16 protein-coding genes are annotated in these 18,771 nt (G+C 37.4%); 2 read left to right on the top strand and 14 right to left on the bottom strand.

The features are described from left to right. Window positions 1–84 precede the first annotated feature (84 nt). From cccA to ACOZBY_RS07375, 6 genes are all read right to left on the bottom strand, one after another. Window positions 85–444: a cytochrome c550 gene (gene cccA / locus ACOZBY_RS07400; protein WP_012295240.1), complete on the bottom strand. Its 360-nt coding sequence runs from the start codon at window positions 442–444 to the stop codon at window positions 85–87. Between the two features lie 313 nt (window positions 445–757). Continuing rightward, window positions 758–1,321, bottom strand: a complete 564-nt coding sequence (locus tag ACOZBY_RS07395; RefSeq protein ID WP_036162150.1) for a hypothetical protein — start codon at window positions 1,319–1,321, stop codon at window positions 758–760. 232 nt (window positions 1,322–1,553) lie between these two features. Then, window positions 1,554–2,681, bottom strand: a complete 1,128-nt coding sequence (gene rpoD, locus ACOZBY_RS07390; protein WP_012295242.1) for an RNA polymerase sigma factor RpoD — start codon at window positions 2,679–2,681, stop codon at window positions 1,554–1,556. Window positions 2,682–2,713: 32 nt separating this feature from the next. Then, complete coding sequence (gene dnaG, locus ACOZBY_RS07385; RefSeq protein WP_012295243.1) at window positions 2,714–4,546, bottom strand: DNA primase; 1,833 nt, start codon at window positions 4,544–4,546, stop codon at window positions 2,714–2,716. 207 nt (window positions 4,547–4,753) lie between these two features. Then, window positions 4,754–5,566 (bottom strand): pyruvate, water dikinase regulatory protein, encoded by an 813-nt coding sequence (locus ACOZBY_RS07380; protein ID WP_422761904.1) that lies wholly within the window; start codon window positions 5,564–5,566, stop codon window positions 4,754–4,756. A gap of 17 nt (window positions 5,567–5,583) precedes the next feature. Further along, window positions 5,584–6,216 (bottom strand): helix-turn-helix transcriptional regulator, encoded by a 633-nt coding sequence (locus tag ACOZBY_RS07375; RefSeq protein ID WP_008178461.1) that lies wholly within the window; start codon window positions 6,214–6,216, stop codon window positions 5,584–5,586. A 679-nt stretch (window positions 6,217–6,895) separates the two neighbouring features. Between ACOZBY_RS07375 and ACOZBY_RS07370 the strand changes: the two genes are divergently transcribed. Then, complete coding sequence (locus ACOZBY_RS07370) at window positions 6,896–8,281, top strand: glycine--tRNA ligase (RefSeq protein WP_012295244.1); 1,386 nt, start codon at window positions 6,896–6,898, stop codon at window positions 8,279–8,281. Between the two features lie 50 nt (window positions 8,282–8,331). On the opposite strand, the gene ACOZBY_RS07365 is transcribed toward ACOZBY_RS07370, so the two are convergent. Then, window positions 8,332–10,050, bottom strand: coding sequence for an HD-GYP domain-containing protein (locus ACOZBY_RS07365; RefSeq protein WP_031417025.1), 1,719 nt, complete (start codon window positions 10,048–10,050; stop codon window positions 8,332–8,334). Window positions 10,051–10,799: 749 nt separating this feature from the next. Between ACOZBY_RS07365 and ACOZBY_RS07360 the strand changes: the two genes are divergently transcribed. Then, window positions 10,800–12,203: an S-layer homology domain-containing protein gene (locus tag ACOZBY_RS07360; RefSeq protein ID WP_036162156.1), complete on the top strand. Its 1,404-nt coding sequence runs from the start codon at window positions 10,800–10,802 to the stop codon at window positions 12,201–12,203. Between the two features lie 24 nt (window positions 12,204–12,227). Here ACOZBY_RS07360 and recO read toward each other — a convergent pair whose 3' ends face one another. The 7 genes from recO to ACOZBY_RS07325 form a co-directional block, all read right to left on the bottom strand. Then, window positions 12,228–13,016 carry a DNA repair protein RecO gene (recO, locus tag ACOZBY_RS07355; RefSeq protein WP_036162158.1) on the bottom strand — a complete coding sequence of 263 codons (789 nt, stop codon included), beginning with the start codon at window positions 13,014–13,016 and terminating at the stop codon, window positions 12,228–12,230. 191 nt (window positions 13,017–13,207) lie between these two features. Then, window positions 13,208–14,125, bottom strand: coding sequence for a GTPase Era (gene era, locus ACOZBY_RS07350; RefSeq protein ID WP_036162160.1), 918 nt, complete (start codon window positions 14,123–14,125; stop codon window positions 13,208–13,210). Beyond that, the gene (locus ACOZBY_RS07345; protein WP_008179431.1) at window positions 14,112–14,525 is read right to left on the bottom strand and encodes a cytidine deaminase; all 414 of its coding nucleotides are present in this window, start codon (window positions 14,523–14,525) and stop codon (window positions 14,112–14,114) included. The genes era and ACOZBY_RS07345 overlap by 14 nt, the downstream gene beginning before the upstream one ends. A gap of 65 nt (window positions 14,526–14,590) precedes the next feature. Continuing rightward, window positions 14,591–14,941: a diacylglycerol kinase family protein gene (locus ACOZBY_RS07340; RefSeq protein ID WP_012295251.1), complete on the bottom strand. Its 351-nt coding sequence runs from the start codon at window positions 14,939–14,941 to the stop codon at window positions 14,591–14,593. Then, complete coding sequence (ybeY, locus tag ACOZBY_RS07335) at window positions 14,942–15,415, bottom strand: rRNA maturation RNase YbeY (RefSeq protein ID WP_012295252.1); 474 nt, start codon at window positions 15,413–15,415, stop codon at window positions 14,942–14,944. Between the two features lie 8 nt (window positions 15,416–15,423). Continuing rightward, a complete protein-coding gene (locus ACOZBY_RS07330) occupies window positions 15,424–17,544 on the bottom strand; it encodes an HD family phosphohydrolase (protein ID WP_012295253.1) in 2,121 nt (706 codons plus the stop codon). A gap of 268 nt (window positions 17,545–17,812) precedes the next feature. Beyond that, window positions 17,813–18,769, bottom strand: coding sequence for a PhoH family protein (locus ACOZBY_RS07325; protein ID WP_031417032.1), 957 nt, complete (start codon window positions 18,767–18,769; stop codon window positions 17,813–17,815). Window positions 18,770–18,771: the final 2 nt, after the last annotated feature.

Here is an 18,771-nt window from a genome sequence, read left to right as displayed (position 1 = left end):
TACTCATGTGGACAACCCCATTTCATGATTTTTTGCATTTAAAAAGTAGCTGTACTATTTCAGTACAGCTACTTGTCAGTCATACTATTCTAAAGTAGAAATGTATTCAGCAATAGCTTTTGCTTCTGCTTCAGTTTTCATGTTTGGTTGCATCGGAGTACCTTCGATACCCTTTGTTAAAACCTCAACGATACGGGCTTCATCTAAGCCATGTAGGTTTGGACCCATACTACCAGTTAAATCACCACCGTGACAACCGATACAAGATTGTACTAGTGCTGCACCGTCAGCATTTGCGTCTGTAGTTTCAGTAGTTTCGCCACCGCCCTCTTGTTCAGCAGCAATTTCTTTCTTGTTATCTGCACCTTGTAAAGACATGAAGAAAATAAGACCAATACCAAATGCCAGAATTAAGATGTAAGGAACGACTGGATTGTTTTTCATAAGTTTCCCCTCCTCATTTTAAGTCTACTTCTATTATAATATAGAATCAGTCAACATCTAATATTGTACTTCATTAACAAAGAAACGAAAAGCCCTATTCGCTAAGTTTTCCTTTGTTTGTAACAAATTCGACATTTCTGTATCTATTGGATAAAATATGTCTTGCAAACACCAAATTTTGGTCAATTTCATAGCTTTTTTTTCATACTGTTATCATACCCGTTGCATACATTCATATACTAAAAAAATAAAAAAATCTGCACACCATGGAAGTAGTGTGCAAATGTCAATCATTTATAAGTGCAAAAAATTACTATAAATTTATGATATAGTAGCCAATCAGTGCTAGTAATCCTAAAACACCGGAGACCGTGAAATAAAGGAGCTTCATTTTAATACCTGACCAAAGCCAAATAAGACAGTTGGCGGCAATCAAGCAAAATAAAACGATATTATCTCCACTAAAATATGTAGTACACAAACGTATAGACATACTAAATAATAGGATAGCGGCAAGTAAATGATATATAGGAGCTAGTAGATGTTTCTTTTGCGCCATTTGAAACGCAACGATAAATAATATACATGCACTAATACCTATGACAACGGTTAAAATCAATGTGAATGATTTTATTGTAAAATAGATTGCCAAAACAGCTATTATGGCGATACATAGACTTGCTATCAGAAGTATCATTTTTCTTTTTTCAGATGGTAAAATCGCTTGTTTAGGATCTTGCACAGGTTCTAACTCCTCTATATCAGCCCCCTCTGTATAAAGAGCTGCTAAGAAGTCACAATAGTGCTCTGGTAATAGTTTATTTTGCTTCCAAAACAGAATTTCATTGAGAATAATTTTTTTCCGGGGATTCGTCATAATGTTAGCTCCAAACATTGCTTAATAATGGTTGTATTACAATTTTATCTCACACTTTTGGGAAATACATCTGTATAAAGTAGCAAATCTCTCATTTCCTTCATTCTAATTATCTATTATTAGCGAAAACAAGTTTGCGGAATATCGAGGCTAATTACCTTTTCAATGGTATAAAAAAGGAGCTATCCAACTAGGTATTTTTACACTAGTTGGATAGCTCCATCTATTTAAATTATTCTAAGAAGTCTTTTAGACGTTTACTACGAGAAGGGTGGCGTAATTTTCTTAAAGCTTTCGCTTCAATTTGACGAATACGTTCACGTGTTACGCCAAAAACCTTACCTACCTCTTCTAAAGTTCGTGTACGACCATCATCTAAACCAAAACGTAAACGAAGTACGTTTTCTTCACGGTCTGTTAAAGTATCTAGGACATCTTCTAGCTGTTCTTTTAACAATTCATATGCTGCATGGTCAGATGGAGATTGTGCTTCAGAATCCTCAATAAAGTCTCCTAAATGAGAATCATCTTCTTCTCCTATCGGTGTTTCAAGAGATACTGGTTCTTGAGCAATTTTTAAAATTTCGCGTACTTTTTCTGGTGTTAGATCCATTTCTTCACCAATTTCTTCTGGCGAAGGTTCACGGCCAAGATCTTGTAAAAGTTGACGTTGTACACGGATTAATTTATTAATGGTTTCGACCATATGAACCGGAATACGAATGGTACGTGCTTGGTCTGCAATCGCACGCGTAATAGCCTGACGAATCCACCATGTAGCGTAAGTAGAGAATTTAAAACCTTTGCGGTAATCAAATTTTTCAACAGCCTTAATCAGCCCCATATTCCCTTCTTGAATTAAATCAAGGAATAGCATTCCACGACCTACATAACGTTTAGCGATAGATACTACCAGACGTAAGTTTGCTTCTGCAAGACGTTTACGTGCTTCTTCATCACCTTGTTCAATACGCTCAGCAAGTTTGATTTCTTGCTCTGCAGATAGTAAATCAACTCGACCGATTTCTTTTAAATACATCCGTACAGGGTCATTGATTTTAACACCCGGTGGTACACTCAAATCATTTAAGTCGAAAGTCTCTTCGTTTGCTTCTTCTTTCATTAGACTTTCTTCTTCAAATTCTTCTTTTCCAATAATTTGAATGTCTTTATGCTTTTCAAGATCCTCAGCAAAATGGAAAATTTCTTCGTTTTCCAATTCATAAGGTGTTAGTTTCTCTGAAATTTCTTTCATAGAAATTTCACCCTCTGTTTTTGCCTTTTCTTGTAGGAATTTTTTTGCATCATCTAATGTAATTTCTACTTCTATCTCTTTTGAACGTTCTGACTTGTCCGCCATAAACCTTCCTCCTTCTAAACAACCGAATCGGGTTAAATCGCCGATAACGATTTTCTTAAATGAATAATCTGTTGGGCGATTTCAAGTGCACGTGCATACTCATGCATCTTCTCCGCTTCCTTTGACTCATGCATCTTTTGATAAATTTCTTGCTCAATTCTATATTTTTGAAGCTGACGGATTGAGTCCACAACCTCTGCCTCTGCTTGATCAGGATCTCGCTCGACTAAAGCCGCTTCCATAACAATCTTCCGTAATTCAGCGTCATCCAAAATCTCCATAAAGCGTTGATAATCAGGATGACCATATTCCTCATAAAATCCTACTAAGCGAACAAAAACAGCCATATAAGCATCTCGTACAAATGGCTCTTTTTGCTCACTCCGTAATACCCTGTCCACTACATCTATATTATGAAGCATATGGGCCAGTAATAAACGTTCGGCACGTTCAGCTGCATCCATAGGCTTTTGTTGTTGCGTGACTGGCATTGAAGGCATTTGTGTCGGCATTTCTGGTTTTGCAGAACGTACCTGATTAGCCTCCAGCTTTCGGAATTGGGCATAAATGGCTTCTTCCGAGATATTTGTTTCATTTGATAGCTGTCGTATATACAAATCTCGTTCAACTGGCGAAGATCTACCTGTGAGCTGTTCAAGGACTTCTTGTATATATTGAAGCGTATCATTTTCAAATTGAAAGTTCTTATTTCGTCTAGCATGCATCATCATAAAAGCAATATACGCATGAGGGTTTTCCAAAATTTGTTCCTTAAATGCTTGTCCGCCTAACGTGCGAATATATTCATCAGGGTCCAACTTTTCTGGTAACACAGCAATATCTACTTTCATGCGCTCCGTATGCAAAAGCTGTGCCGCTCTTTTCGCTGCATCAAATCCAGCATTATCACCATCATAGCAAATCGTAACTTGCTCAACTAAGCGCTTTAGCTTTGTGATATGCTGATTTGTTAGGGAAGTACCCATTGTTGCTACGGCATTCATAACACCTACAGAGTTAGCTGCTAATACATCCATAAAACCTTCCATCAATACTACTTGACGATTTTTTCTGATAGAAGTTCGTGCTTTATCTAGGTTATAGAGCACTTCACTTTTTTGAAATATTGGTGATTCTGGGCTATTTAAATATTTCGCTTCCTCACCCGTTGATGAAAGTATTCGTCCTGAGAAGGCAATAATTTTACCATTCTCATCTCGAATCGGGAACATGATCCTTCCTCTAAAACGATCAAAATAACGTTCTTCTCCCTCTCGCTTAATAATTAACCCACTTTCCGCCATTTCTTGTAAGTTATAACCTTTTCTTTCAAGCAATATTGTTAATGCGTCAAAGCTGGGGAGAGACCAACCAATGTTATTAGATTCTATAAGCTCCCTTGTAAATCCTCTTTCTAGCAAATAATTTAAAGGTTCTTCGCCATCCTCTGTATTTAACAGTAGATGGTGGAAAAAATCTGCTGTAAAAGCGTGTGCTTCTTTCATCCTTTCTTCCGCTTTAGAAATCTTTTTTGTTCCTCCAGGAAAAGTTGGCTCAACATCTAAATGTATGCCAGCTCGTTCTCCAAGTTTCACAACTGCATCAGGAAAAGATATGCCTTCAATGTCCATTACAAAAGTAATGGCATTACCCCCTGCACCACAACCAAAGCAATGAAAAATTTGCTTGTCCGATGATACAGAAAAAGACGGTGTTTGTTCTCCATGGAATGGACAGAGGCCAAACCAATTTCGCCCACGCTTGGTCAGCTGCATGTATTCACTAATAACATCAACGATATCCGATTGTGTACGAATCTGTTCAATTACTTCCTCTGGAATCTTCCCTGCCAAATCCATCACCATCTTTAATAATTACGTTCTAGAAACACAATTCGCTATTCGTTTTAAAATTCCTTTATTTCTCGACAAAAAATTAGGATTTTTCTCTTATAAATATTTTTACCACAATTTTATTATTATAAAACAAAAATTAGTTTTTATCTATACTAATTTCAAAATCCACTCAAAAAAACCGCCTCTATGAACCGAGGTGGTTTATTTTTGTACAATTTATTTACAAGTCAAAATATGTTCAATGATGGTATTGGCAGTCTCTTCCACAGCTTTATTAGTCACATCAATTACTCGACAGCCTATCTTGCCGACAATTTTTTCAAAATGTTGAATCTCTTCTAAAATACGATTATGTTGTGCATAGATGGCATCATCATTTAATCCAAGAGACATTAATCTTTCTTTCCTTATAGAATTTAACTTCTGAGGAGAAATGATTAATCCGAAACATTTTTTAGGGTCCAACTGTAATAGCTCTTCGGGTGGTTCTACTTCAGGAACTAAAGGGACATTCGCCACCTTATATTTTTTATGTGCTAAATATTGTGAGAGGGGCGTTTTAGATGTTCGGGATACGCCTACCAACACGATATCGGCCTGTAATAATCCACGGGGATCTCGACCATCATCGTATTTAACTGCAAATTCTATTGCTTCAATTTTTTTAAAATAATCATCGTCAAGCATATGAACAATCCCAGGTGTCTCCAATGGATTTTCTTCCATAAAGGTTGCCATTGATTGTAATGCAGGACCTATTATATCGACAGCATGTATCTTTTCCTGTTCACATAAATCACGTAATAGCTTTCGCATTTCTTGACGAACAAGTGTGTAAACAATAAATGCTTGTTGTTGTGCTGCAAGGAAAACAATCTTACGAATAAGCTCCTCCGATTGAATATGTGGAAATCGTCGGATAACAGTATTCTCTAGACCGGGCCGAAACTGGCTAATCACTGCCTTCGCAACTTGGTCGCCAGTTTCACCAACAGAGTCAGATACAACAAATACGCGTAGTCTTTTCATGCAGCTCTCCTTCAAATTTAGTCATTTTGCGCAAGAGATAAGAAAGCTCGTGTAATCGTTGTTTTTGTAAGACGGCCTATAATCGTCAAACCACCCTCTTGTGGTTCGACTACTGGTAGCGAATCAACTTCTCGTTCAATGAGCTTGTTCGCGGCAACAACCAAAGAATCTGATCTTTCACAGTACGAAATATTAGGCATACGTGTCATAATTATATGTACAGGAATTTTATTTAAATCCTGCGTGCCAATACTTGTACGCAGTAAATCTTTGCGAGATAGTACGCCTGTCAAAAACTCATTCTTATCTACGACAAAGAGTGTACCAACATCTTCTGAAAACATAAAGCAAATTGCATCATAAACCGTCATTGTTTCTGGGACAACTACAGGGCCTGAATGAAAATCCTTTACTTTTAAATTGTGAATACTATCCATCAATGTAACGGATGCCTTTTTCCCTGAATAGAAATAACCAACTCGTGGTCTTGCATCTAAAAATCCCGCCATCGTAAGGATCGCTAAATCTGGTCTTAAAGTCGCTCTAGTCAGATTGAGACGTTCTGCAATATGTTCCCCAGTGATAGGACCGTTTTCTTTCACAATTTGTAAAATGTTTTCCTGACGTTTATTGAGTTCGATTGGACTCACCGCCTCAAATCTAATAGTGTTATACTTATGCTCAATTATTATATACTATAGAATGATAGGTATGCAAAGTATTACACTAATTCTATATAAAAGGTGTTATAATAATGCTTTGTATGATTAAAGCAATAGTTCAATTATACAACAGTCTGTATAAAATAGCAGTAATCTGTGGTGAATTATAGCTGATATGTGTACAGGATTTTAGATTAAGGCTAATTCCTTTCATTTTTTTTATTTGATTTTTGCTATGAAGGCTGCTGTCCTAGTCGGTTAAAAACCAACATCTTCGACCATGATAGTAAAAATACTGGTTTTTAATAATGATTGCGAATCAAAGAACTACATGCTACAATGTTGACACATACGCTTGCTCTATCTTTATATTCGAGCAAATTACGTTATACAGGCGATGATGGGAAAAAAGTATCTGTTCCATTCAAGAGCGAGTAGAAGATGGTGAAAGTCTACATAGTAACAGAGAAAAGGCACTCCCTGAGCTAACTTTTTGAAAAGAGGTTTTAAACGTTTTGTTTAAAACAATCAGGGTGGAACCGCGGGTATTAGCACTCGTCCCTGGGCATACATTGTGCCCGGAGACGGGTGCTATTTTCATTTAGTCTACACTGAATGAATATCTTTAGCGTTTTACCGCTAACAAAATTTTAAAGGAGGCTATTTTATGGCTAACAAATCAATGGAAACAATTGTATCATTAGCAAAACACCGAGGCTTTGTCTTTCCAGGCTCAGAAATCTACGGTGGTCTAGCAAACACTTGGGATTATGGTCCACTTGGTGTTGAATTAAAAAACAATATTAAAAAAGCTTGGTGGCAAAAATTCGTTCAGGAATCAGAGCACAATGTTGGTATCGATGCTGCCATCCTAATGAACCCAAAAGCTTGGGTCGCTTCTGGTCACGTTGGAAACTTTAATGACCCGATGATTGACTGTAAATCATGTAAGGCACGTCATCGCGCTGATAAAATCATTGAAGACGCAGCGTTAGCAAAAGGCGATGAAATCATTGTTGATGGTATGACATTCGATCAAATGAAAGAAACAATGATTAAATACGATGTAGTGTGCCCTGATTGCGGAAAAGCGGATTTCACAGATATTCGTCAATTCAACCTAATGTTTAAAACATTCCAAGGTGTAACGGAGTCTTCTACAAACGAAATTTTCTTACGTCCAGAAACAGCACAAGGTATTTTCGTAAACTTTAAAAATGTTCAACGTTCTATGCGTAAACGCACTCCATTTGGTATTGCACAAATTGGTAAATCCTTCCGAAATGAAATCACACCAGGTAATTTTACTTTCCGTACACGTGAATTCGAACAAATGGAACTTGAATTCTTCTGCAAACCAGGCGAAGATCTTGAATGGCACTCTTATTGGAAAGAATTCTGTAAAAATTGGTTATTAAATCTAGGCATGAAAGAAGATTCTATGCGTCTTCGTGACCACGAGGATGATGAACTGTCTCACTACTCTAACGCGACAACAGATATCGAATTTAAATTCCCATTCGGTTGGGGAGAGCTGTGGGGTATCGCTGACCGTACAGATTATGATTTGAAACAACATATGGAGCATTCAGGTGAAGATTTCACTTATATTGATCCTGTTTCAAATGACCGTTATATTCCATATTGTATCGAACCATCTTTAGGGGCTGACCGTGTGACATTGGCATTCCTATGCGATGCATATGATGAAGAGGAGTTGGAAGGTGACGATAAACGTACTGTTTTACGTTTCCACCCAGCAATTGCACCATTTAAAGCTGCTGTCCTACCTCTTTCTAAAAAATTATCTGATGAAGCTACAGACGTTTGGGCTGAACTTCGCAAAGCCTTCCCAGTTGATTTTGATGAATCACAATCAATCGGTAAACGTTACCGTCGCCAAGATGAGATCGGTACACCATTCTGTATCACATATGATTTTGACTCAAAAGAAGATGGTCAAGTAACAGTACGTCACCGCGATTCTATGACACAAGAACGTATGCCAATTTCAGAAGTGAAAGCATATATTGAAAAACATCTTCAATTCTAATCGTTTTAAATAATAAGGAGAGGGTCGCCATTGTAGGCAACTCCCTCTTCTTATGCTTTATAGGTTGAAAATAAACGCTCTTGCATTTTTTCCTCAAACGAAAACTTTTTCACGCTCATACCAATCAAGCTAACAAGTAATTCCTCTATATCCGCTAATGAATAATATAGAAAGGCTCCTTCTCGCATCGGACGAACTCGCTTTTCAACAGTTTGTTCATCCTCAATAAAATAAGCAACATTAACATCACAATGCCCCATTAGCTGAGTAATACGTTGATCATCACCTGGATTTATGAAGAAAGGTACAATTTTATCAATATACAGAATACTTTGCACAAGCTTAATGAAGAAATTTTCACGAAGGGTTGTTTCCACAACTAGAATGGTCGTTTTTTCATGCTGATAGTCCATATACAAAACGTTTAATTGCTCTTCTAATAGTTTCTTTAAAATAGAAATAGAATTTCTATATTTCGTCATATCCGTTTGTATTTCTCTTGTTAACAGACGTAATATGCGAAAAGCTGGTAAGAAAATTTTTAGGACAATTTCTTTCGGGTGTAAATGATCAATTAATTTACTAAAATGCATTCTTAAATTAGGCTCGTCACACCTGATTAATTGTTCCACGAATAGGTTGAAAATCTCTTCAAAGCTATTTGCACGATAATCAATCATTTTTGCGATTCTAACACTATAATTCAAGGGCAGGTTCATGGATTTTTGCTCATCCAATAATTTCACTTTGGGCAAGGTAGGAAATAAATCATAAACAAGCTCGACTTGTGCACTACGATTATCTGAAAGCATTACAACGGAGTTGACAGGGTAGATGCCTAAACATTCTACAAATTTATGCATAAATTTTTCGTTATACAAATGTCGGTCCTTGTATAAAACAGCTAGCGCATCCGTTGCTCCATAACCATCGTGATAGACTCGCTTAGACGTCATCGCTGAATACACATCAATGATTTGTAGCAACTGTACCCCTTCACTCATATCATCTGCACAGAGCTGATTAGGATAGCCTTTCCCAGCAAAGCGTTCATGATGATCTCGTGCTAAATAGGCGATTTCTTCCTCGTTATTTTCTAAAAGTAACTCATAGCCCTTAGTTGTATGTGTTTTAACAATTTCAAACTCATCTTCTGAGAGTTTTCGTTTTAAATTTAAAATTTCTTGGGGGATAAAGACCTTTCCAATATCATGGAACAAATAACCTCTTGCTAATGTTTCGATATCTGTCAAACCTAAATAACGAGCAAAAATGGTTCCTAATACAAATACATCAAATGAATGGACAAAAGAATATTCATCCCATTCCTTTAAACGCATAAGTAACTCATAGCGATGTTTCTCTTCTAAAATCTTTTCAAAAACCCCGCGAACATAAGCAGTGTCTTGTATGCTTTTTAGTATTTGACCATAACGCAATTCATGGACAACATTCTCTAGGGTTGTCATAAAAAGTTGATGGACAGTTTCTTTATAGTCATCGATTGGGTCTTTTTCCTCCATTAGTGGTGAAAATAAATCTTCGTATTCTCTCGTTCGCTGAGCACTTAAATCATGAACAATTCGAATCGAATCCGATGGTAGATAGACAGATAATTCATCCACTTTTCGAAGTTTAAGTAAAGCAATAATTCGCTCCGTTAACACTAAATCCTTTTTAGCCAATAAACGATAATCCGAAAAAATATCTTCCGCTAAAATATCATTCGCTTCAACTTCACGAATACTTAAGGTTACTTTTCGTAGCATATTTTCTGCCACATACGCAATGTACTAAGCACTATGTGACTCCCTCCTTCTTCCATAGGACTGCGTTATTCTGATAAACGTATAAAAATACGCTTTGCTGATAGAGGCTTGTTTTCTATTTCATAGGCATGTCAGATCTATATTAAGTACATTTATTTCGACAGGGGATTAAACGACTAAGTTATTTTAAAAAAATATAAATAAGAATATCTATACCAATTACAATATCATAGGTTAAAATACCTTTTCAACTAGTATATGGGACTTGAGTGATTAGTTTCTACTATTTATATATTGAAAACCGCATAAAAACACATGACTATTTTCACAATATTATATTCTTAGATAAAGAATAAAATGGAATAAAACGATATTTAGACTCACAAAATAAATATTTAAATTTATTATTTAATAAAAAAAACTAAAATTATGTAAAAATTTTATTTTGTAAAAATTGAAATTTTATTCATTTATAACATAGCTTAATAGGAACTGTTGGTTTAGGATTTTGATGATTCATGACCAATTACATAATACAAAGGATATAATTTCCTCTATTCGCCGCTCCAAAATTTTGGTATAAATAAGGTATTATAGTTAGTTTTAGCTGTTAAATATTGAATAATTAACAAGCTAAAACTATACCACCCTTTCCACATTCATTCGTCCGGAAGTCTGAACTGATACATAGGAAGGTCCGCAACATTCATACTATAAAATTTTTAATATTACCATTTGGAGGAATACTTTTGAAGTCTCAGCGTTTATTTCAACTAGCGATGGCATCAGCACTTGCAACAAGTGCGATTGTCATTACACCAACAGCACATGCAGCAACATTTTTCCCTGATGTCAATCCAGCAACAGAAGAAGGAAAGGCTATTATGGAATTAGCCGGACGTGGCATTATTTCTGGCTATATGGATGGTACATTTAAGCCAGCTAATCCAATCACACGAACACAAGCGGCTAAAATTTTAGCAGGTATATTGAAGCTAGATACGATTCATGTCAAAAACCCACAATTCAAGGATATTAAGCCGGGATCGGAAAACTACGGAGCCATTGCGGCCTTGGCAAATGCGGGTATTATTAATGGTGCAAATGGTTATTTCTACCCAAATCAAAATATTACACGTGAACAAATGTCAAAAATGATTGCAAAAGGTTTTGGCCTGACAAGTTCAACTAGCGCAAAGCTACCCTTTACGGATGTAAAGAGGGGAACTGAATTTGAGCCTTATATTCAAGCTTTGTTTGACAATGGCATAACAAAAGGAACATCACCAACAACCTACGGACCAAAAAGCAATGTGAAGCGTTCCCAGTTAGCCGCTTTTGTAGTTCGTGCTGAAAAGATGCTTGGAAATGCAACTGTTTATGCTAGCCAATTTAACCAAGAATATATCATGGCTGTATATGGTGGTATCGAACCTGCAGAGGCTATTTTCACATGGGATGAAAATGAGGATATGTCGGAAGCTATTACGATGAAGCCTCTAAAAGAAGGTACAGGAAAATTAGTGATAACTGGATTTTCCGATGATTCAGAGGATTTTATAGATATCTTTTATTTAGTACATGTTAAAAATGTAAATGGCAAATTGAAGGTAACTCTTGAACAAGTACAAGAAGGGGATTATACAGAAAATTTACCACTGGATTTATCTGAGAGCAAACTATCATTTGTCCCAACACAGGTCACTGTGCAAAATGCGAATGGGCAGGCACTTGCTTCTAATTTATATAATTTCAATACAACTGATCAAACTTTGTCTATTTTGCAAAATGGAGAGTTCATTGTTACCTTTTCAGATGGTGAGCATCAACAAAAGATGGCTGCTGATGTATACTCGCTTGATTTAGTTCGCTATATTGATTTGTACCATTTTACAGATGAATTAACTTTGACGACACAAGCATTGTCTTTTGAACCAGCTAGTGTGGCTCTAGAGGATTTAGGTTTTGAACCCGCCTCTGTAAAAGCTACAATTGTTAAAGGACAACTTCTTATTACACCTAAAGCGGAAGGCTCAGCTGTTCTCCATTTAACAGGTAAAAATGGAGAAACGGAGTACCTTTATATTGAAACTAAAAAATTCGCAGGTCAATGGGCATTACTATATAACCTAATGTCAGATGGAGAATTTTAAATCACATAAAATGCCAGAGGAATGTTAAGGTTCCTCTGGCATTTCTTCGTTTGTAGGGCGTATTTGTAATTCAGGGGTTCTTTCCAGTTGCTCGATGAATTTTCTCGTTTTAAAACGAATTCCGGTTTGTTCCTCATAGATAGTTGTTATAATTTTTTTGATAAAATATTTCGTTTCCTTTTTTAATTCTATTTTCCCAATTTGATCGATGGGAACGGTATAAAACATACGGATAAGCTTAAGCTGCGTTGGCGTTAAACGAATAATATAGGGATCATGCTGATAACAGCGATGACATAAAAAACCTCCTTGTGCAAAGGAAAAAGCAAATTCCCCATCTACAGCACCGCATGCAGCACAGGCATGTAATATAGGTTGGACTCCTGTATAGGGTAGCATCTTCCATTCTGCAAAGAGTGTGATGGATTCAGGGTCATAGCCATCCTCTATCGCTTGTAGTGCTTGCAGCAGAACATCAAAGGCGAAAGGCTCTGGTTTTCCTTCTTCTACGACTCGCTCCACAAGTTCCATAATATAGCTAGCATAGGCAGTAGCCATAATATCCTCTCGAATATGGCGCATTGAATTCAAATGCTCCCCTTGCTGTAATGTGCCCATACCAGTATGGTGTTGTACCATAAACATGCCATATGTAAAAGGTTGTGTGACCGAAGCTAATCTACTAGAAGGCTTTTTAGCACCTCTCGCCATAGTAGCTACCTTTCCTGCCTCTCGTGTGAGCAACGTAACGATTTTATTGGACTCACCATAAGCGCGTACTTTTAACACAATTCCTTCCCATTTATGAAGCATAGTCCCCCTCCTTTCCCGTAAACTGTCCATGAAAATAGAGCTCTCCAAAATGTTTTGGACAGCTCAAAGTAAAAACTATCAATTTTGTCTAGGTATAGAGAAATCTCTCACCATTTGGGAGGGTATTCACACCGCCAATGCCATAAGCTTATTTTTTGACGGTGTTTCCCTACCTATGTCAGCAAAGCCTGTTAATACTCATCATCTCGGAAGCCGAAATCACGTAAATGTGTTGATTTATTACGCCAATCTTTTTGGACCTTGACCCATAGTTCTAAATAGACTTTAGAACCTAAAAGCATTTCGATATCCTTTCGTGCACGTGTCCCTACTTCTTTTAATAGGGCTCCACGCTTACCAATGACAATACCTTTTTGTGAATCACGTTCAACCATTATCGTGGCTGCTACATGAATTTTATCATTGTTCTCCTCATCTCGACGGATTTTATCAATAACAACCGCAATAGAATGTGGAATTTCTTCGCGTGTTAAATGTAACACTTTTTCACGAATAAGCTCAGAAATGATGAAACGCTCTGGATGGTCCGTCACTTGATCTGCAGGGTAATATTGAGGCCCCTCTGGTAAATACTTCGGCAATGTGTCCAATAAGCTTTCTACGTTATTGCCTTGTAACGCTGAAATAGGAATAATTTCAGCAAATTCATAGCGTTCCTTATAGCTCTCTATAATTCCAAGTAATTCATCTGGATGAATCTGATCGATTTTATTAATAACAAGGAATACCGGCGTCGAATTTCCCGCCAACATTTCAAGAATAAATTCATCGCCTTTGCCAAGCTTCTGCTCAGCATTAACCATGAACATAATCACGTCCACTTCACGCAATGTATTTTTGGCAACTTTCAACATAAAATCGCCAAGTTTATGTTTGGGCTTATGGATACCTGGTGTATCAATAAAAATCATTTGGCTATCAGTTGTTGTCAGTACACCTTGTACTTTATTTCGTGTTGTTTGTGGTTTATCACTCATGATCGCAATTTTCTGGCCAATGACACGATTCAAAAATGTCGATTTGCCAACATTCGGGCGACCAATAATAGAGATAAAGCCTGACTTATAGCCACTTCTAGTTTCCAGCATTCTCTAAATCCTCCGTTGTAAATGCAAACGGTAATAATTCGCCCACTGACGTTACCGTAACATCACCTTTTAAATTCGTTAAATAAACAGGCATCGTCGGTGCGCAAAATTCCATCATCACCTGACGACATGCTCCACAAGGTGCGCATGGGCCTTCTGTATCTGCAACAATGGCAATAGCCTCGAATTCATAAGTACCTTCTGACACAGCCTTAAAAAATGCTGTACGTTCAGCACAATTCGTCATACTATAGCCTGCATTTTCAATATTACAACCGTGAATAACTTCTCCGGCCTTCGTTAAAAGAGCTGCTCCTACTTTAAATTTTGAGTATGGAACATATGCTTTTTCACGCGCTTTTTTAGATTCCTCTAGTAATGCATGCATATCAATTGTCATCTATAATATTTCTCCCTCACGTTAGTATAATACAGTTCTTTTTTCATATCAGATACTCACTTCGATTACAACCATTTGGGTAGGAAGATAAGTAATCCGATTATAGCACTGAATAGCGCAAATACAAGCACAGCACCTGCTGCGATATCTTTTGCCTGCTTGGCGAGTGGATGGAAGTTCGGCGAAGCCAAATCCACAACCCTCTCAATAGCTGTATTGATCATTTCCAATGCAAACATAAGTGCTATTAATAGTAGCACAATATACCATTCCGTTCGAGACAAACCTGTAAAATAACCAGCCAGTATGACAATGACTGCACTCACAATATGTGATTTAAAATTTTGTTCTGTACTTGCAGTTATAATGCCTTCAAACGCATAGCCAAATGATCGCAAGTATTTACGCAAATTCATTTAATCTCGTCCTAAACCAAAAGTTTGTAATATTTCATCTTGTTTTGTAAACATTACTTTTTCCTCTTCAGGCTCCATATGGTCATAACCGAGTAAATGTAAGAAGCCATGGACCGCTAAAAAACCTAACTCTCTTTCAAAGGAGTGATTGTATTCCTCGGCCTGCTCTTTTGCACGATCTGTAGAAATAATAATATCGCCTAGTACACGGGGCATTCCTTCAAAAGTTACTGCCATTTCACCTTCACCTAGTTCCTCCAATGCAAAGGAAATGACATCGGTTGGTTGATCTTTCCCACGATACTCGCGGTTTATATCTTGAATCGTGTCATTTGTGACAAACGTTACAGAAACCTCTGTTTCTGGTTCAATGCTTTCTACACTCGCTGCATGTTGCAAAAGCTTTTCTACAAGCTCTGTATGCTGTGCTGCAACTTCATTTGTTTCATCAGTAAAATCAATTGTTAAAATCATAGATCCTCCTACTTATCTGCCTTAGGATACTCAATACGTGAATGGAAAATTCCGTTCAATGTTTCGCAAAGTACTCTCTCTATACATTTTAACTCTTTTATTGAAATATCGCATTCATCAAACTGGTTATCTTGTACTCGATCGTCAATGATAGCTCTTACTAGCTTATGAATTTTCTCAGAATTTGGCTCTTTCATTGAACGCACTGCTGCCTCTACACTATCTGCCACACTTATTACGGCCGCTTCCTTTGTTTGCGGTTTAGGACCAGGATATCTGAAAGTAGCTTCTTCAATGGATTTCCCTTGTTCTTTCGCTTTAAACAAGAAAAACTTTAACAGACTTGTCCCATGATGCTGCAGCGCAATATCAATAATTTCCTGAGGCATTTTATAGCGTCTTAACATGTCAGCACCGTCAGTTGTATGGGCAATGATAATTTCTGCACTTGTTTCAGGAGGCAATGAATCGTGCGGATTAATACCTGACATCTGATTTTCAATGAAAAAAGCGGGTCTCTTCGTTTTTCCGATATCATGATAGTAACACCCTACACGTGCTAGTAAACCATCTGCTCCTATTTCTTCGCAGGCAGCTTCAGCTAAGTTTGCGACCATTACACTATGATGATATGTTCCTGGTGCTTCCATTAGTAATTTTTTTAGTAATGGATGATTCGGATTCGATAGCTCAATTAAACGTAATGACGATAATAAACTAAATGCTGACTCAAAGAATGGTAAGAGCCCCATTGTCAACGCTCCAGAAAGCAATGCAGATAACATGGCTGCAACAAAGTAAAACACTAATTCTGGTAAACCATAGGATGATTGTGTCATTAATAAATAAAAGGCGATAAACGCCATATTCACAAGGGAGATAACCGCAACTGCCTGTAAAATATGTGAGCGCTTTTCAACACTACGTAAAAAGAATAAACTTGCAAACCCTCCAAAAATGATATAAAGCGTAATTTCCATTTGCATAACGGATGAATAGCCTTCTTGAAAAATAACGCCAGCTGAAGCAGCAGTCATGACTGTAACAAGCACTGCGGCTTTATCATCTGCCAACAGGCGCACAAGCATTGTAGCCAATGCTGTTGGGAAAAGAAAGGCAATGGTCACATCAAACCCGCCAGAAACTAAACTAATGAATTTCATTAGCACAATGGACAAACTATAAACAATCACTGTTACCAACAATGCATTACGTTTTTTCCGTTCGTTAGCCTCCCAGCGCTCGAATAAAATATACATAAACACCATTTGGAGCAGTGTTAAAATTATGAGTCCTGCAATCGGTTTTAAGGAAGCTTGATTACTAATCATCCCTAAAAGCTCTAATTGTCGAAATGCCTCTTTATCAATAATCTGGCCTTCCTGCACAATAATCTGACCTTGTAAAATTCTTGTAGGCTCAACGCTTTCCTTCGCTTGCTCTCTTCTTATTTTTGTTTGCTCTTCGTTAACGGTTTCATTTTCAATGATACTTGTACGACCAATTAAAACAACCGTATTGAATATTTTATCGGGATACCCTCTTTGTCCTCTAATCTTCGTCTCAAAGTCATTTTGAGCGACAAAGACATTTTCAGGTCGAATGGATTTTTGTAAGTATTCCTCTACTGTTTTGGATAATTGGATACTTGTTCTATTTAAATCCTCATCGCTTTGCACTAATAGTCCTTCTAGCTGTGAATCCGTAAAGATGAGTGGCATTTGATCTTCATCGAGCGATTCAAATTTTTTGCGAAGCTGCCCTACTTGATCGGCAATTGCAATTGGTTCCTTGCTATTGGCCACATCCTTTTTTACCTCTAGTACATAATCAAATAACGATGTGACAATCGCTGCTCGCTGCTTGGCGACATCCTCCGAAAATTGATAGACCGGGCCTACTGCATTTGCGGCTTTTTCCCGCTCTTGTTGTGTCTTGTAGGTATCTTCTATTGTTTTAGTAGATCGTACGGTTTCAGGCGCTAGCTGTAAAGGTTTGAAATCATATGTAACTCCTTTAACATTGCCATACATCAAGCCAAATTGTAGGCATCCTGTTAAAATGAGAATGATGATAATAAAATAGCGAAAACCGATAAGCTCAGTAAATTTTCGAAGTTGTTTCTCCATCTGGCACCTCCTCTATCTACCTACTATCATACCAATTCAACATACATTTTTCTCGAAAAATGTATAAGAAAGCAAAAAACAGCTATACAAATTCGTATAGCTGTCACATTTTTTTCCATATTTTGATCATTTTCTTAATTCACAGTCATGGGGCAGACTTTTTTTAAACACGGTGCCCCTGTCGCTTCGCTTTCGGGGCAGACTTTTTTTAAACACGGTGCCCCTGTCGCTTCGCTTTCGGGGCAGACTTTAGAATGGCTTTGCCATTCTAAAGTTGCTGTTCTTCGTAGGCTTGGATGATTTTGGCTACTATTGGGTGGCGGACGACATCACCTTGTTCTAACACTTGGAAATGAATCGATTTTACATATTTTAATGTGCGTTCTGCCACGATTAAGCCAGACTCCGTATTTTTAGGCAAATCGATTTGTGTTTTATCACCTGTGATGACCATTTTCGAACCAAAGCCTAGTCGTGTTAAGAACATTTTCATTTGTTGATGAGTTGTATTTTGTGCTTCATCTAATATAACAAAAGCATCATCTAGTGTACGGCCACGCATGTAAGCCAATGGTGCAATTTCAATGGTCCCGCGCTCAATTAATCGTTGCGTCTGTTCAGCCCCGTAGATATCATTTAAGGCATCATAGAGAGGTCTTAAATAAGGATCTACCTTTTCCTTTAAATCACCTGGCAGGAACCCTAGAGACTCTCCTGCTTCAACAGCAGGACGAGTTAAAATAATACGCTTGACATGCCCATTTTTAAGTGCCTGCGTTGCCATGACTACCGCTAAATACGTTTTTCCAGTACCGGCTGGACCAATACCAAAAACAACGTCTTTATGACGGATTGCTTGTATGTATTCTCGTTGACCAATTGTTTTTGCACGAATGGGTTTACCTTTGGTCGTGCGTGCTATTTCTTCATCATAAAGCTCTGCGAAATATTCAATGGTACCTTTTTGAGTCATTTCAATAGCTGTCGTTACATCACGTTGATCAATATTAATTCCTTTGCGAATGACCTTCAATAATGCATGCAGCAGAAATGTTGCCTGTTCCTTAGCACTTTCTTCACCCGCAAGTTGAATTTGTTCACCACGGGTAATGATATGAACATTAAGTGCTTCCTCAACTAGCTTCATATTTGCATCAGAAATTCCGAGTAGCATAACCGCTTCGTTTGGATTATCCACTTGTAATACAGTTAACTGTTCTGACATAA

This window comes from Lysinibacillus sp. NPDC056220 (genome assembly GCF_049315265.1).
Taxonomy (GTDB): Bacteria; Bacillota; Bacilli; order Bacillales_A; family Planococcaceae; genus Lysinibacillus; species Lysinibacillus pinottii.
This window is presented reverse-complemented; position numbering and strand designations above follow the sequence as displayed.

Coding starts and splice junctions, on each gene's coding strand:
- cccA (WP_012295240.1), bottom strand. CDS start 444: ATGAAAAACAATCCAGTCGTTCCTTACATCTTAATTCTGGCATTTGGT.
- ACOZBY_RS07395 (WP_036162150.1), bottom strand. CDS start 1,321: ATGACGAATCCCCGGAAAAAAATTATTCTCAATGAAATTCTGTTTTGG.
- rpoD (WP_012295242.1), bottom strand. CDS start 2,681: ATGGCGGACAAGTCAGAACGTTCAAAAGAGATAGAAGTAGAAATTACA.
- dnaG (WP_012295243.1), bottom strand. CDS start 4,546: ATGGTGATGGATTTGGCAGGGAAGATTCCAGAGGAAGTAATTGAACAG.
- ACOZBY_RS07380 (WP_422761904.1), bottom strand. CDS start 5,566: ATGAAAAGACTACGCGTATTTGTTGTATCTGACTCTGTTGGTGAAACT.
- ACOZBY_RS07370 (WP_012295244.1), top strand. CDS start 6,896: ATGGCTAACAAATCAATGGAAACAATTGTATCATTAGCAAAACACCGA.
- ACOZBY_RS07365 (WP_031417025.1), bottom strand. CDS start 10,050: ATGCTACGAAAAGTAACCTTAAGTATTCGTGAAGTTGAAGCGAATGAT.
- recO (WP_036162158.1), bottom strand. CDS start 13,016: ATGCTTCATAAATGGGAAGGAATTGTGTTAAAAGTACGCGCTTATGGT.
- era (WP_036162160.1), bottom strand. CDS start 14,125: ATGCTGGAAACTAGAAGTGGCTATAAGTCAGGCTTTATCTCTATTATT.
- ACOZBY_RS07345 (WP_008179431.1), bottom strand. CDS start 14,525: ATGACAATTGATATGCATGCATTACTAGAGGAATCTAAAAAAGCGCGT.
- ACOZBY_RS07340 (WP_012295251.1), bottom strand. CDS start 14,941: ATGAATTTGCGTAAATACTTGCGATCATTTGGCTATGCGTTTGAAGGC.
- ybeY (WP_012295252.1), bottom strand. CDS start 15,415: ATGATTTTAACAATTGATTTTACTGATGAAACAAATGAAGTTGCAGCA.
- ACOZBY_RS07330 (WP_012295253.1), bottom strand. CDS start 17,544: ATGGAGAAACAACTTCGAAAATTTACTGAGCTTATCGGTTTTCGCTAT.
- ACOZBY_RS07325 (WP_031417032.1), bottom strand. CDS start 18,769: ATGTCAGAACAGTTAACTGTATTACAAGTGGATAATCCAAACGAAGCG.